Raw genomic sequence first — 14,905 nt, forward strand, 5'->3', positions numbered from 1 at the left:
CACGGCGCGGTGGCGGGCGGCCTGCCACGGGCGCTGAGCACGGCACGTGGCATGCGGCCGGCCGCCGGCGCGGGACCGGGGACTCAGGCGGCGTCGAGTGGGATTCCCCAGCCCGCGGCCAGTTCCCCGAACGCCTCGTGGAACCCCGGGAACGTCTTCTTCACGCACCCCGGGTCGTCGAAGGTGATGCCGGGGGTCCGCAGGCCCGTCACCGCGAAGGACATGACGACGCGGTGGTCGCCGTGGGTCCTGATCTCGGCGGGGGCCGGGGCGCCGGGGCGGATCTCGATCCAGTCCTCGCCCGTGGCGACCTCGACGCCGAGCCGGCGCAGGTTCTCCGCGCAGGCGTCCAGGCGGTCGCACTCCTTCACCCGCGTGTTGGCCACGTCCTCGATCCGGACGGGGCCGTCCGCGAAGGGGGCGACGGCCGCGAGGGTGGGCATGGTGTCGGAGATGTCCCGCATGTTGACGGTGACGCCGCGGAGTACGCCGGTGCCCCGGACGGTGGTGCGGTCCGCGCCGGTCTCCACCTCGGCGCCCATCCTGCGCAGGACGTCGACGAAGCCGAGGTCCCCCTGGAGCGCGCCCTGTCCGAGGCCCGGCACGGTGACCTCGCGGCCCGTCACGGCCGCCGCGGCGAAGAAGTAGCTCGCGGTGGAGGCGTCGGGTTCGATCGCGTAGGTGGTGGCCCGGTAGCCGCCCGGCGGTACGACGAAGGTGTCCCCCTCGCGTGCCACCCGCACCCCGAACGACCGCATCATCGCGAGGGTGATCTCCACGTACGGCGCGGAGACCAGGTCCGTCACCCGGATCCGCAGGCCCCTGCGGGTCAGCGGTCCGAGCATCAGCAGCGCGGTGAGGTACTGCGAGGACTGCCCGGCGTCCAGGGTCACCTCGCCGCCCTCCACACCGGCCGCCTCGACGCGCAGCGGGTGGTGGCCCTCCGCCGCCTCGTGACGCAGGTCGACACCGAGGTCGCGCAGGGCGCGGGTGAGCGGGGCGAGGGGGCGGCGGCGCATCTGCTCGGACGCGTCGAAGCGGTAGCTGCCGTGGCCGGCGGCGGCGAGCGTGGGCAGGAAGCGGGCGGTGGTGGCGCCGTCCCGGCAGTGGACGTCGGCCTCGGGCACGGCGGGGCCCTGCGGGCGGCCGTCCACCTGCCAGGTGTCCGGGGTGCGGCCGACGCGGTAGCCGAGCCGGGTCAGGCCCTCGGCGAAGCCCTCGGTGTCGTCGGAGCGGAGGGGGCGGACGAGGGTGGTGACTCCGTCGGCGGCGGCCGCGAGGAAGAGGGCGCGGGCGGTGACGGACTTGGAACCGGGGATGTGGGCGACGGGCATGCGCCGATGATCTCCGGTTCTTCGTCGGTGCGGGGTCGTTTGTCCATGGGGTGGAACGGTGGAATGTCGTGTGCGGCCCGGTGGGGGTTGTTCGCGCAGTTCCCCGCGCCCCTGACGGGCGCTTCACCGACGTACCTCGGATTCCTCCGCCAGCCTTCGGCCGGGGGACCCCCAGCGCCCCTTAAGAGCGCCCTCCGCCGGTGAATCGCGGGAATCCGCTGCCGTCGGGAACCCGGCCCCGGCTCCGGTCGTCCAACGCGCAGGCTGTCGGAAGAGTCCTCGTGGTGCGGCCCACCCTCTCCGCCGTACCGCGGCCGCCGGCCCGCCGCCATCGACGTGCCCCCCTCCAATGCGCCGATGGCGGCCCCTTTCCGGCTACCTTGCCCTCAGGGTTCCCCACCGGAAGGAGCGCACGTGCCCTCCAGACGCACCCTTCTCACCGCGACCGCGGGGGTGACCGCGGGACTGACCGTCGGCACCAGCGCGTACTCCCTCGATTCCGACGAGCGGACACTGCGTGCCCTGGTCTCCCGGATGACGCTCCCGGAGAAGGTCGGCCAGCTGTTCGTGGCGCGGGTCCACGGCCACTCCGCCACCGCTCCCGACCAGGCCGACATCGACGCCAACCTGAAGGAGCTCGGCGTCCGCACCGCCGCCGAGCTCGTCGCGAAGTACCGGGTCGGCGGGATCATCTACTTCACCTGGACCCACAACACCCGTGATCCGCGGCAGATCGCCGAGCTGTCGAACGGGATCCAGCGGGCGTCCCTGGAACAGCCGCGCGGGCTGCCCGTGCTCATCAGCACCGACCAGGAGCACGGCGCCGTCTGCCGGATCGGCCGGCCCGCCACCCTCTTCCCGGGCGCGATGGCGATCGGGGCGGGCGGTTCGGCGGCCGACGCCCGTACCGTCGGCCGGGTCTCCGGTGCCGAACTGCGGGCGATGGGAGTCCGGCAGGACTACTCCCCCGACGCCGACGTCAACGTGAACCCGGCCAACCCCGTCATCGGCGTGCGGTCCTTCGGCGCCGATCCGGACGCGGCGGGCGCGCTGGCCGCCGCCGAGGCGCGGGGGTACCAGGAGGCCGGGGTGGCCGCCACCGCCAAGCACTTCCCCGGGCACGGCGACACCACGGTGGACAGCCACACCGGTTTCCCCGTCATCACGCACAGCCGGGAGCTGTGGGAGAAGCTGGACGCGGTGCCCTTCCGGGCGGCCGTCGCGGCGGGCGTCGACTCGGTCATGACCGCGCACATCCAGTTCCCGGCCCTGGACGACTCCGGTGACCCGGCGACCCTCTCCCACCCCGTGGTCACCGGCATCCTGCGCGGTGAACTCGGCTACGACGGTGTGGTGGTGACCGACTCGCTGAGCATGGCGGGGGTGCGCACGAAGTACGGCGACGACCGGGTGCCCGTGCTCGCCCTCAAGGCCGGTGTCGACCAGCTCCTCGACCCGCCCGCCCTGGACGTCGCCTGGAACGCCGTCCTGAAGGCCGTACGGGACGGCGAGCTGACCGAGTCCCGGCTGGACGAGTCGATCCTGCGCCTCCTGCGCCTGAAGTCGCGGCTGGGGCTGCTGGACCGGCCGTACGTCGACGCGAAGGACGTCCGCCGGGTGGTCGGCACGGCCCGCCACCTCGCCGTCGCCGACCGGGTCGCCGAGCGCACCACCACCCTGCTGGTCAACGAGGGCGGTCTGCTCCCGCTGTCGCCGCGCACCCACGGCAAGGTGCTGGTGGTGGGCGCCGATCCGGCGGCCCCGTCCGGCACGACGGGCCCGCCCACCGGCGTGCTCGCCGCCGCGCTCACCGAACTCGGCTTCTCCGCACGCGCGTTGTCCACCGGCACGGACCCCTCCGCGGCGACGATCGAGGAGGCGGTCGCGGCGGCCGAGGGGACGGACGCGGTGGTCGTCGGGACGTACAACGTCACGGCGGGCGGCGGGCAGCAGAAGCTGGTGGGCCGACTGGTGGGCACCGGGCGGCCGGTGGTCGTGGTCGCGGTGCGCAATCCGTACGACGTGGCCCAACTGCCCACCCTCAAGGCCTGCTTGGCGTCCTACTGCTGGACCGACGTCGAACTGCGGGCGGCCGCCCGGGTGATCGCGGGCCGGGTGGCGCCACGCGGGAGACTGCCGGTGCCGGTCGGGCGGGCGGACGACCCGGCCCAGGTGCTGTACCCGATCGGCCATGGGCTGACGTACCGGACGCACGTAGCGGACCGGGCGTGACACCCCCGACGGGCGGACGGCCTTCGGCGCGGCGGGCGCGGACCGTGGACGCGGTCCGCGCCGGCCGGGGTCGGCCGGTCCTCAGCAGAGGATCCACCCCGAGCTGACCGAGCCGCCCGCCACCGCGCCCTTCACCCACACGCAGCGATGGCCCGCGTGGACGGTCACCGGGCCCGCGCGGCGGGTGTACCTGCCCTTGTCCACGACCGGGCGGTTGCCCCGCGCCTGGACGCTGACGGACATGGTGCGCTTGATCCCGGGGTTCTTGGAGAGGGTGACGGCGCAGACGTAGCCGCCCTGCCGGTAGACGTGCACCGTGCCGGTGGTGAACGGCAGGGTCCGGACCTCGCGGCCGGCGCAGTTCTCGGCCGTCACCGCCCGCGCCTGGACCGGCGCCGCGAGGGCGAAGGCCCCGGAGGCGGCCAGCACGGCCGCGCCGAACGCCAGCCGCCGACGTATCGCACCACTGTCCACCGTCGTCCCCTCCCATGCCGCGGCCGTGCACCATCCGTGTACGCCAGGTACGTACTGATGTACGGACGCACGACGTATGTCGGATGGTTGCACGACCGTCAGGGACGCGGGGCCGCCGCCCCCTCGACCGTCCCCTCGGCGGTGCCCGGGCGGCGGGCGGCGGTTCAGCGGGCCGCGCCCACCGGTTCCTCCGGTTCCCCGGCCTGGCCGGTGAAGGTGCGCCACAGTTCGGCGTACCGGCCGCCGCGGGCGAGGAGTTCCTCGTGGGTGCCGTCCTCGGCGACCCGGCCGTGGTCCATGACCACCACCCGGTCGGCGCGGGCCGCGGTGGTCAGCCGGTGGGCGACCACGAGCGTCGTACGACGGCCCGCGAGACGGTCGGTGGCCAGGTTGACCTGCGCCTCCGTCGCCAGGTCGAGCGCCGCCGTCGCCTCGTCGAGGAGCAGCACGTCGGGGTCGACGAGCTCCGCGCGGGCCAGCGCGATCAGCTGGCGCTGGCCGGCCGAGAGGTTGCGGCCGCGCTCGGCCACCTCGTGGAGGTAGCCGCCGCCGAGGGTGGCGATCATCTCGTGGGCGCCGACCGCGCGGGCCGCCGCCTCCACCTCGGCGTCGCCGGCCCCGGGCCGCCCGTACGCGATGGCGTCCCGGACGGTGCCGGGGAACAGGTACGCCTCCTGCGGGACCACGCCGAGACGGTGCCGGTACGAGGTGAGGTCCAGGTCGCGCAGGTCGGTGCCGTCGACGGTCACCCGGCCGCTCGTCGGGTCGTAGAACCGCGCCACCAGCTTCACCAGGGTCGACTTGCCCGCTCCGGTCTCGCCGACGAAGGCGACCGTCTGCCCGGCGGGGATGACCAGGTTCACTCCGGTGAGGGCCGCGTCGCCGTGGTCGGCGGCGCCGTAGGCGAAGCGAACGTCCTCGAAGGCGATGTCGCCGCGCAGGGCGCCCACCTCGCGGGGCCGCTCGGCGGACTTCGTCGAGGTCGGCTCGCGCAGCAGTTCCTGGATGCGGCCGAGGGAGACGGTCGCCTGCTGGTAGCCGTCGAAGACCTGCGAGAGCTGCTGGACGGGCGCGAAGAACAGGTCGATGTAGAGCAGGTAGGCGACCAGCGCGCCGGTGGTGAGGGTGGCCGCCTCGACCCGGTGCGCGCCGGCGATCAGCACGCTCGCCGCCGCCACCGAAGACAGCAGCTGCACGAACGGGAAGTAGACCGAGATCAGGAACTGGCCCCGGGTACGGGCCCTGCGGTAGCTCTCGCTGCGCTCGGTGAAACGCCGGGAGCCGTCGCCCTCGCGCCGGAAGGCCTGCACGATCCTGAGGCCCGCCACCGACTCCTGGAGGTCGGCGTTGACCGCCGACACCCGCTCCCGGGCCAGTTCGTACGCCTTCACGCTCGCCCGGCGGAAGAAGAAGGTCGCGACGACCAGCGGCGGCAGGGTGGTGAAGACGACGAGGGCCAGCTGCACGTCGATCACCAGCAGGGCGACCATGATGCCGAAGAAGGTGACGACGGAGACGAAGGCCGTGACCAGACCGGTCTGGAGGAAGGTGGACAGGGCGTCCACGTCCGTGGTCATCCTCGTCATGATCCGGCCGGTCAGCTCCCGCTCGTAGTAGTCGAGTCCGAGCCGCTGGAGCTGGGCGAAGATCTTCAGCCGGAGCGAGTAGAGGACCCGTTCGCCGGTACGGCCGGTCATCCGGGTCTCGCCGGTCTGGGCGGCCCACTGCGCGAGCACCGCGAACAGCCCCAGCAGCGCGGCCGCCCAGACCGCGCCCAGCGCCATCCTGGAGACGCCCTGGTCGATGCCGTGCCGGATCAGCACCGGCAGGAGGAGGCCCATGCCGGCGTCCACGGCGACCAGACCGAGGCTCACGAGGAGGGGGGCGCCGAAGCCGCGCAGCAGGCGGCGCAGGCCGTAGGAGTCCTCGGGGCGGACGGCACGGTCCTCGTCGATGTCGGGGGTGTCGGTCGCCGGGGGCAGGGCGTCGACCCGGGCGAGGAGTTCTGGGGTGGCCGGGGTGCCGGCGAGGGCGAGGTCCCGGGGAGCGCGGTCACCGGTCCACAGGCGCGGGGTCACCCCGCGCTCGGCGTCGAACTCGGCGTCCAGTTCCTCGCGTACGGAGATGTCCTCGCGCGGCCCGGCGGGCAGGGCGTGCCCCGGGGAGACCCCGCCCAGTTCGTCGGGGTCGGTGAGCAGCCTGCGGTACAGCGCCGACCGTTTCTGGAGCTCCTCGTCGGTGCCGATGTCGGCGAGCCGGCCACCGTCGAGGACGGCGATGCGGTCGGCGAGGTTGAGGGTGGAGCGGCGGTGCGCGACGAGCAGGGTCGTGCGGCCCCGCATCACGTGTCGGAGCGCCTCGTGGATCTCGTGCTCCACGCGGGCGTCGACGGCCGAGGTGGCGTCGTCGAGGACGAGCAGCCGCGGGTCGGTGAGGATGGCGCGGGCCAGGGCGACGCGCTGGCGCTGGCCGCCGGAGAGGGTGAGGCCCTGCTCGCCGACCTTGGTGTCGTAGCCGTCGGGCAGTTCTGTGATGAAACGGTCCGCCTGGGCGGCGCGGGCGGCGGCGCGGATCTCCTCCTCGGTGGCGCCGGGACGGCCGTACGCGATGTTGGCGCGGACGGTGTCCGAGAAGAGGAACGAGTCCTCCGGGACCAGGCCGATCGCGGCCCGCAGCGAGTCGAGCGTCAGCTCGCGCACGTCGTGGCCGCCGACCAGGACGGCGCCGTGGGTGACGTCGTAGAAGCGGGGCAGCAGGAGGGACACCGTGGACTTGCCCGAGCCGGAGGAGCCGACGACGGCGAGGGTCTCGCCGGCGCGGATCTCGAAGCTCAGCCCTCGGAGGACCGGGCTGGTTCCGCCGGGGGCCTGGTCGTAGCCGAAGGCCACGTCGTCGAACTCGACGGTGGCGGGCGCGTCGGCGGGGAGAATCTTCGTCCCGTCCTTCATCGTCGGCCGGGTGTCGATCAGCTCCAGGACGCGTTCGGTGCCGGCGCGGGCCTGCTGGCCGACGGTGAGGACCACGGCGAGCATCCGGACCGGGCCGACCAGCTGGGCGAGGTACGAGGAGAACGCGACGAAGGTGCCGAGGGTGATGTGGCCGCGTACCGCCAGCCAGCCGCCGAGCGCCAGCATGGCGACCTGGCCGAGGGCCGGGACGGCCTGGAGCGCCGGGGTGAACCTGCTGTTCAGCCGGATCGTGCGGAGCCGCCCGGCGAAGAGCCTGCGCCCGATCTCGCGGAGCTTGCCGGTCTCCTGCTCCTCCTGTCCGAACCCCTTGACCACGCGTACGCCGCTCACCGCGCCGTCGACCACCCCGGCGACGGCGGCGGCCTGGGCCTGGGCGTACCAGGTGGCGGGGTGCAGCTTGGTGCGGCTGCGCCTGGCGATCCAGTACAGGGCCGGAGCGACGGCGAGGGCGACCAGGGTGAGCGGCGGCGACAGCCAGGCCATGATCGCGAGGGAGATCACGAAGAGGAGGACGTTGCCGATGGTCATCGGCAGCATGAAGAGCAGGCCCTGGATCAGCTGGAGGTCGCTGGTGGCCCGGCCGACGACCTGGCCCGTGGACAGTTCGTCCTGGCGCCGCCCGTCGAGCCGGGTGAGGGTGTCGTACATCTCCGTCCGCAGGTCGTGCTGGACGTCGAGGGCGAGCCGGCCGCCGTAGTAGCGCCGTACGTAGGCGGAGACGTAGACGAGGACGGCGGCCCCGATCAGGCCGCCGGCCCAGGGCGCCATCGACCGGCTGTGATCACCGATCACGTCGTCGATGATCACCTTGGTCATGAGCGGTACGATGGCCAGCACGGCCATTCCGGCCAGCGAGGACCCGAGCGCGAGCACGACGTCCCGGGGGTGCCGCCAGGCGTACCCCGCGAGTCTGCGCGCCCAGCCACCCTGTCCCCGCTCCCCCTGTTGCGCTGCCACGCGGTGCCCTTCGTTCGCCCTGGTCTTCCGCATCGCCACAACACGGCCAGAAGCGGATTTCATCCCTCCGCAACAATTCTCGGGCCGGCCGGGGGCGTGAAGAAGTTGACGAGGTTGCCGTCCGGGTCGCGGAAGAGCAGGGAGCGGTTGCCCCAGGGCATCGTGGTGGGCCGGTTGACGAAGTCGGTGACGAAGCCGGTCAGGTTCCGGTACACCCGGTCCACGTCGTCGACGCGGAACTCGGTGATCACGCTGTGGTTGTCCGCCGGGCGGCCCGCGCCCGGGGCGAACAGCGGGACGGTGCGGGTGCCGGCGATCGCGAGGGTCGCGCCCCCGGTCCTCAGTTCGGCGAAGTCCTCGGTGGCCCAGGTCGCGGACACTCCCGTGGCCCGTTCGTAGAACGCGACGAGGCGCGCCACGTCCGCGGTGATGATGCGGATCGAGACGAAGTCCATGGCATCTCCTGGCTGTGCTGAAGGGGTGACTGAAGTAGTGACTGAAGTGGTGCACCGCGCAGGCTAGGACGAATAGTGGACAGAATCGGTCCGGTATTCCGCGTTAGATTGAGCCCATGTCCCGACCGACCGGCCGCGTGCTGACACTCCTGGAGCTGTTGCAGTCGGGCGGCACCCGCACCACGGCCGAGCTCGCCGAGCGGCTCGGCGTCGAAGGGCGCACCGTGCGGCGGTACGTGGACCAGCTCATCGACCTGGACGTGCCCGTGGAATCGGTGCGCGGCCGCTACGGCGGCTACCGGCTCGCCCCCGGCTACCGCCTGCCGCCGCTCATGTTCAACGACGACGAGGCGCTGGCCGTGCTCCTCGGCCTGGTCGCCGGCCGCCGGACCGGGTTGACGACGACCGAGCTCGCGGCGAACGAGACGGCTTCGGCGAAGATCATGCGGGTGCTGCCCAAGCACCTCGCCCGTCGGCTCGACACCCTCCTGGAGGCTCTCGCCTTCACGGACCGGCCCGGCGGCTTCGACACCCCGGACGCCCAGGTCCTGCTCACCCTCGCCGACGCGGTGCGCCACCGCCGGCCGGTCTCCGTCCGCTACACCGACCGCCACGGACGGGCCGGCGAACGCACCCTGCACGCGTACGGGATCGTCGCCCACGCGGGCCGCTGGTACGTCACCGGCAAGGATGCCCGTACCGGCGAGGACCGGACCTTCCGGCTCGATCGGATCACGGAGCCGAGAGCCCTGCCCGGCTCCTTCGAGGCGCCCACGGGTGCCGATCCGGCGCAGCGATTGCTGTCGGGGTTCGCGACGGCTGAGTACCGGCACGAGGTGACCCTGCGGATCCACGGGACGGTGGAGCAGATCCGCGCCCGACTGCCCGCCGGCGTCGCGACGCTGGAGGAGGCGGAGGACGAGGCCGGGGCGGAGGACGAGGCCGGGGCGGAGGCCGGGGCCGCGGGCGGCGGGGACGCGGCGGGCGAGCGCTGGCTCCGCGTCGGCCTGCGGGCCGAGCGGCTCGACTGGCTGCCTCCGGTGCTCGCCGCGCTCGACCGGCCGTTCGTCGTCGAGCGCCCCACCGAACTGCGCACCCTCGTCACCGCGTTCGCCGACCGTCTCGCGGCGCGCGCCCGCCAGGTCTGACCGCGCGGGAAAACCGGTGGCACGGTGGCGCCGCGCGCCCCTACGGTGCCTGCGGACCCCAACCCCCGGGCAAGGACGTGCCGTTGTACACCGTGTGAGACCTCCCGAGAGCTGAACTGTCGCGCGTCGCGCCTGCGCGCCGCGCTCTTTCCCGCTGCGGATTTCTCACTGAGACCGGTGTGTTCCTGTGCTCGACAACTGGGTCGTCATGCCCACCTGCCTGCCCCTCGTCCTGCGCCGCTGCCACGCGTGCGCGTCCCCGCGCTTTCGGGCGAACGGAAAGTTCCGTGTCAACGCCCACCACAAGCTCATCGACGCCTGGCTCCTCGTGCTCTGCGCCGGCTGTGGCCGGACCGCGAAGCTCACGGTCCTGGAGCGGATGAACGTGCGCTCCGTACCACCCCTACTGCTGGACCGGCTGCACGCCAACGACCCGTCGCTGGCGGCCGAGTTGCTCCAGGATCCGGTGGTGCGGCGGCGCAACCGGATCGCTCTCGACTGGGACGGGGCCTGGCGCCTCGACACCGGCGGCACGGGCCCTTCCGACCGGGAGGTGCTCGACGTCGCGGTGCGTTTCGCGGCGCCGATCCCCGTCCGGCCGGTGCGGCTCGTCGCCGAGGGCTGCGGCCTCGCGCGAGCCGACGTCGGGAGACTGATCGTGGAGGGGAGGCTCGTCTCGGCGGTCCGGCTGGACGGCCGGCTCTCCGACGACTTCACCTTCACGCTCAAACGCTGACGTCCGGCCCGGCGCGCCGGGCCGGATAACGGATCGTCAAAGCCATCGACCCTCGTACAACCATTCGTGCGAACTCGTGCGTCACATCGGGCATGACTCACCGGATATCCAGACGTGCCCGCGCGCTGGCGGCGGTTGTCGGCGGGGCCGCGCTCACCGTGGGCGTGGCCTCGGCGCCCGCTTCGGCCGCCGCGCCCACGGTCAGCTGTACGTCCGCGAAGGCGGGCCTGGCCGCGAAGCTGAAGACGGACATCACGGCGGCCGTCGCGAACCGCAGGGGGACGATCGCCGTCGGGCTGTACGACCGGTCCACGAAGACGACCTGCACGCTCCGCTCCACCACCCACTACGACTCGGCCAGCACGGTCAAGGTCACCGTCCTCGCCACGCTGCTGTGGGACGCGAAGAAGCACAATCGGTATCTGACCACCACCGAGCAGACGCTCGCCAAGGCCATGATCACCAAGTCGGACAACGACGCGACCAGCAAGCTGTGGCGGCAGCTGGGTCTGACGAAGATCAAGGGCTTCCTGAGCGCCGCCGGCATGACGCAGACCACCCCGGGCGCGAACGGCTACTGGGGCCTCACCCAGATCGACGTGCGCGACGAGCAGAAGCTGCTCGCCCTGGTCACCGCCAAGAACACCGTGCTCAGCGACAACGCGCGGGCCTACATCCTGAAGCTGATGGGGCAGGTCATCTCGTCCCAGCGGTGGGGCACCCCGTACGGCGCCCCGTCCGGCGTCGCCGTGCACGTCAAGAACGGCTGGCTGCAGCGCGCCACGCACGGCTGGCGGGTGCACAGCCTCGGCACGTTCACGGGCGGCGGGCACGACTACCAGATGACCGTGCTGACCCAGGACAACAGCACGATGTCCTACGGCATCAACACGATCCAGGCCGTCGCGAAGGTCGTCCACAAGGATCTCGGGGCGTCCTGAGGCTCCTTGGCCGGAAATCGGCCCTTCCCTTCATGGGGCGGTCTCCGGCCCGTCACCGTCGCGTCCTACGGTGACCGCCATGCGCCTGCGAACCGTACTCGCCACCGTCACCGCCGGCCTGGCGGCGGCCACCTGTCTGTCCGCCGCCGGTCCCGCCACGGCCACGACGACCACCATCACGACGGCCAACACCACGAAGAACAGCGCCTGTTCGCCCTCGGTCTCCATCGACGGCTTCTCCGACGCCCTCGACAAGACGGCCTTCGGCGGCTACTTCGTCGGGAACCTGTCCGCGCTCGCCGTGGACAAGGACGGCTCCCTGGCCGCCCTCGCCGACCGCTCCTACCTCTTCGACCTGGACGCGAAGACGCTCGCGCCGAAGAAGGTCGTCGGGCTGGCCGACGAGAACGGCGCGGCGCTCGACTCCGAGGGCCTGGCCGTGGACCGGGACGGCACCCGGCTGATCACCTCCGAGACCGAGCCGTCCGTCCGGCGCTACTCGGCGGACGGCAGGATCCTGGACCGGCTCCCGGTACCGTCGTCCCTGCTGGTGTCCCCCGCCGGGCGGGCCACCTCCAACCAGACCTTCGAGGGCCTGACCCTGCTGAACGGCGGCCGCACCCTGCTGGCCTCCATGGAGGACGCGATCTCCGGCGACACCCCCGGGACCGTCCGCTTCCAGACCTGGCGGCGCACCAAGGGCGACCACTTCGAACTGTCGGCCCAGTACGCCTACCGCACCGACGACCCGGCCCTCGGCGTCCCCGAGGTGCAGGCGCTGCCCGACGGCCGGCTGCTGGTCCTGGAGCGCGGCTTCACCTCCGGCGTCGGCAACACCGTCCGCCTCTTCCTGGCCGACCCGCGGCACGCCACGGACACCCGCGGGATCGAGAACCTGACCGGGCAGACGGGCGTCCGCCTGATCAGGAAGACGCTGCTGACGGACATCGCGGCCTGCCCGTCGCTGGGCGCCACGGCCAGGCAGCCGCAGCCCAACCCGCTCCTCGACAACATCGAGGGCATGGTGGTCACGGGCCACGCGAAGGGCCGCTACCAGGTCCTCCTGGTCAGCGACGACAACCAGAACGCGGCCCAGACGACCAGGTTCTACCGCCTGTCGGTCCGAGTGCGCTGACCCGGCGGGCATCCGAGCGGAGGGGCGGCCCGCGCCGGCCGCCCTCTTACCCACATCTCACCCATCCACAGCGCGCTCCCAGGATCAGCACAGCGCTCACTCATCGCGCCGCTGCATGTTGGGCTCGTGACATCTGCCACCGATCCCACCCCCCACACGCATCCGACCGTGTCCCCCGACTGGGCCCCGCCCACGGCGGCTTCCGCGGCTCCCCTGCCGGACAAGGCACCGCGCTGGTCGCTTCCCGCGTTGGCCGCGATCCTGGTCCTGGCGGCGGTGCTCTACTCCTGGAACCTCTCCGGTTCCGACATGAACACCTTCTACAGCGGAGCCGTCTGGGCCGGCACGAAGAGCTGGAAGGCCTGGTTCTTCGGCTCGCTGGACCCGGGCAACTTCCTGACCGTCGACAAACCGCCGCTCGCGACCATGGTCATGGGCCTGTCCAGCCGGATCCTCGGCTTCGGCACGTGGCAGATGATGGCGCCGATGATCGTGCTGGCGCTCGCCACGATCTACATCCTGCACACCACCGTCAAGCGGGTGTGGGGCCACGGCGCGGCGGCCGTCGCCGCGCTGGTGCTGGCGCTGACCCCGATCACCGTCGCCATCAACCGCGACAACAACCCCGACACCCTCCTGGTGTTCCTCATGGTGTCGGGCGCGGCGCTCGCCTTCCGCGCCACCCGTGACGAGAGGCTGCTGCCGCTGCTCGGCTCGGCCGCCTGCTTCGGTCTCGCCTTCAACACCAAGCTGCTCGCGGGCTGGATCGCGCTGCCCGCCGTCTTCGCGCTCTACCTGTACGCGTCGAAGGCGCCCTGGGTGAAGCGCGTCGTCAACCTGCTGCTCGCCGCGGTCGTCCTGGCCGTCTCCAGCTTCTGGTGGGCGATCGCCGTCTCCCTGGTCCCGGCCTCCGACCGGCCCTACATCGGCGGCTCCACGGACGGCTCCGCCTGGGACCTGATCATGGGGTACGACGGTCTCGGCCGCGTCTTCGGCGGCGAGGGCAACGGCGGGGGCGGGGGTGGCGGAGGCGGCGGCTTCTCCGGTTCCGCGGGCCTCGGCCGGATGTTCAACGACATCCTCGGCGGCCAGATCTCCTGGCTGCTGCCCTTCTCGGCCATCGCGCTCGTCGGCGGTCTGGTGCTGTGCGGGCGCGCCCCGCGCACCGACCTCAGGCGGATGGCGCTGGTGCTGTGGGGCGGCTGGACCCTCCTGCACTACGTGATCTTCGCGACCGCGCAGGGCACCATGCACCCCTACTACACGACCGCGCTCGCCCCGGGCATCGCGGTGCTGTGCGCCGGCGGCGGTGTGATGCTGCTGGACGCGTTCCGCACCGACAAGCGGTGGGTCTGGGTCCTCCCCCTCGCCTTCGGCGTCACCGGCGTCTGGGCGATCGTGCTGCTGCGCCGGGCCTCCGGCTGGAACACCTGGCTCTGGCCGACGGTCGGCGTGCTGACCGCGGCCGGCATCGTGGGCATGATCCTCTTCCGGTCGGGCGGCAGGGTCCGGCTGCTGGCGGTCTCGCTGGCGGCGGCCGTGGTCGCGGCGCTGGCCGGCCCGACGGCGTACGCGGCGACCCTGCCGTTCGGCAGCGGCACCGGCGGCGGGATGCGCGGCGGTACGAACCCGACCGCGGGCCCCTCGACGGGCAGCGGCTTCGGCGGCGGACCCGGCGGGGGCGGCGGCAGCCGCGGGGGCTTCCCGGGCGGCGGCGAGATGCCGGGCGGCACCCAGCAGGGCGGCGGCCAGAACAGCCAGGCCGGCGGTGAGACGGGCGGGGGCTTCCCGGGCGGTGCGAACGGTGAGGCCCCGAGCGGTGCGAACGGCGGCTTCCCGGGCACCGGAAACGGTCAGACGGCGCCCGGCGGCGGCACCGGCGAACTGCCGAGCGGCGGCACCGGGAACGGCGAACTGCCCGGCGGCACCGGCGGGATGCCGGGCGGAACCGGTGGCACCGGCGAACTGCCCGGTGGCGGTACCGGTACCGGCGGCACGCGCGGCGGCTTCGGCGGCGGCATGGGCGGCGGTGGCGGTATGGGCGGCGGCGTCGACAGCGACCTGATCGCCTACCTCAAGAAGCACATGGACGGCGCCACCTGGCTGCTGGCCGTCTCCAACTCCCAGTCCGCGGCGCAGATCGAGCTCAGCGCGCGGGAACCGGTGATCTCCATGTGGGGCTTCACCGGGTCCGACAAGGCGATGACCGTCGCCAAGCTGAAGGAACTGGTGAAGGCGGGCAAGCTGCACTACATCCAGATCGGCGGCAGCGGGATGGGCGGCGGCATGGGCGGCGGCAACTCCGTCAGCTCCGCCGTGAACACCTGGGTGCAGAAGCACGGCACCGCGGTCAAGGAGAGCGCGTACAGCAAGAGCGCCACGTCGAGTTCGGGTTCGGGTTCGGGTTCGAAGTCGTCGACGTCTTCGTCGTCCACGTCGTCGTCCACGTCGTCGTCCTCGCAGAGCAGCACCTCGACGCTCTACCGGCTGGACCCTTCGGACGTCAGCTGACACACCGGCACCA

General features: G+C 72.7%; 10 protein-coding genes. 6 read left to right on the forward strand and 4 right to left on the reverse strand.

Annotation, left to right across the window (positions count from 1 at the left end; genetic code table 11):
- Positions 1-83: 83 nt before the first annotated feature.
- Entirely contained in the window at positions 84-1,334 is a 1,251-nt protein-coding gene (gene aroA / locus MB828_RS18725) for a 3-phosphoshikimate 1-carboxyvinyltransferase (protein WP_301649219.1), read from the reverse strand.
- A gap of 357 nt (positions 1,335-1,691) precedes the next feature.
- Between aroA and MB828_RS18730 the strand changes: the two genes are divergently transcribed.
- Positions 1,692-3,566 (forward strand): glycoside hydrolase family 3 protein, encoded by a 1,875-nt coding sequence (locus tag MB828_RS18730; protein WP_301649220.1) that lies wholly within the window; start codon positions 1,692-1,694, stop codon positions 3,564-3,566.
- 81 nt (positions 3,567-3,647) lie between these two features.
- Here MB828_RS18730 and MB828_RS18735 read toward each other — a convergent pair whose 3' ends face one another.
- From MB828_RS18735 to MB828_RS18745, 3 genes are all read right to left on the reverse strand, one after another.
- A complete protein-coding gene (locus tag MB828_RS18735) occupies positions 3,648-4,040 on the reverse strand; it encodes a hypothetical protein (protein WP_301649221.1) in 393 nt (130 codons plus the stop codon).
- Between the two features lie 164 nt (positions 4,041-4,204).
- Positions 4,205-7,999 (reverse strand): ABC transporter ATP-binding protein, encoded by a 3,795-nt coding sequence (locus MB828_RS18740; protein WP_430381398.1) that lies wholly within the window; start codon positions 7,997-7,999, stop codon positions 4,205-4,207.
- Between the two features lie 26 nt (positions 8,000-8,025).
- Positions 8,026-8,421 (reverse strand): VOC family protein, encoded by a 396-nt coding sequence (locus tag MB828_RS18745; RefSeq protein ID WP_301649223.1) that lies wholly within the window; start codon positions 8,419-8,421, stop codon positions 8,026-8,028.
- Positions 8,422-8,537: 116 nt separating this feature from the next.
- Here MB828_RS18745 and MB828_RS18750 point away from each other — a divergent pair, with 116 nt between their 5' ends.
- From MB828_RS18750 to MB828_RS18770, 5 genes are all read left to right on the forward strand, one after another.
- Positions 8,538-9,569 carry a helix-turn-helix transcriptional regulator gene (locus tag MB828_RS18750; protein ID WP_301649224.1) on the forward strand — a complete coding sequence of 344 codons (1,032 nt, stop codon included), beginning with the start codon at positions 8,538-8,540 and terminating at the stop codon, positions 9,567-9,569.
- Positions 9,570-9,756: 187 nt separating this feature from the next.
- Positions 9,757-10,305, forward strand: a complete 549-nt coding sequence (locus tag MB828_RS18755; RefSeq protein ID WP_301649225.1) for a DUF1062 domain-containing protein — start codon at positions 9,757-9,759, stop codon at positions 10,303-10,305.
- Between the two features lie 92 nt (positions 10,306-10,397).
- The gene (locus MB828_RS18760; RefSeq protein WP_301649226.1) at positions 10,398-11,246 is read left to right on the forward strand and encodes a serine hydrolase; all 849 of its coding nucleotides are present in this window, start codon (positions 10,398-10,400) and stop codon (positions 11,244-11,246) included.
- Positions 11,247-11,325: 79 nt separating this feature from the next.
- Complete coding sequence (locus MB828_RS18765) at positions 11,326-12,381, forward strand: esterase-like activity of phytase family protein (protein WP_301649227.1); 1,056 nt, start codon at positions 11,326-11,328, stop codon at positions 12,379-12,381.
- 126 nt (positions 12,382-12,507) lie between these two features.
- On the forward strand, positions 12,508-14,892 hold the full coding sequence (locus MB828_RS18770; RefSeq protein ID WP_301649228.1) for an ArnT family glycosyltransferase: 2,385 nt from the start codon (positions 12,508-12,510) through the stop codon (positions 14,890-14,892).
- Positions 14,893-14,905 lie beyond the last annotated feature (13 nt).

Origin of the sequence: Streptomyces arenae (assembly GCF_022343545.1) — a bacterium.
GTDB lineage: Bacteria > Actinomycetota > Actinomycetes > Streptomycetales > Streptomycetaceae > Streptomyces > Streptomyces humi.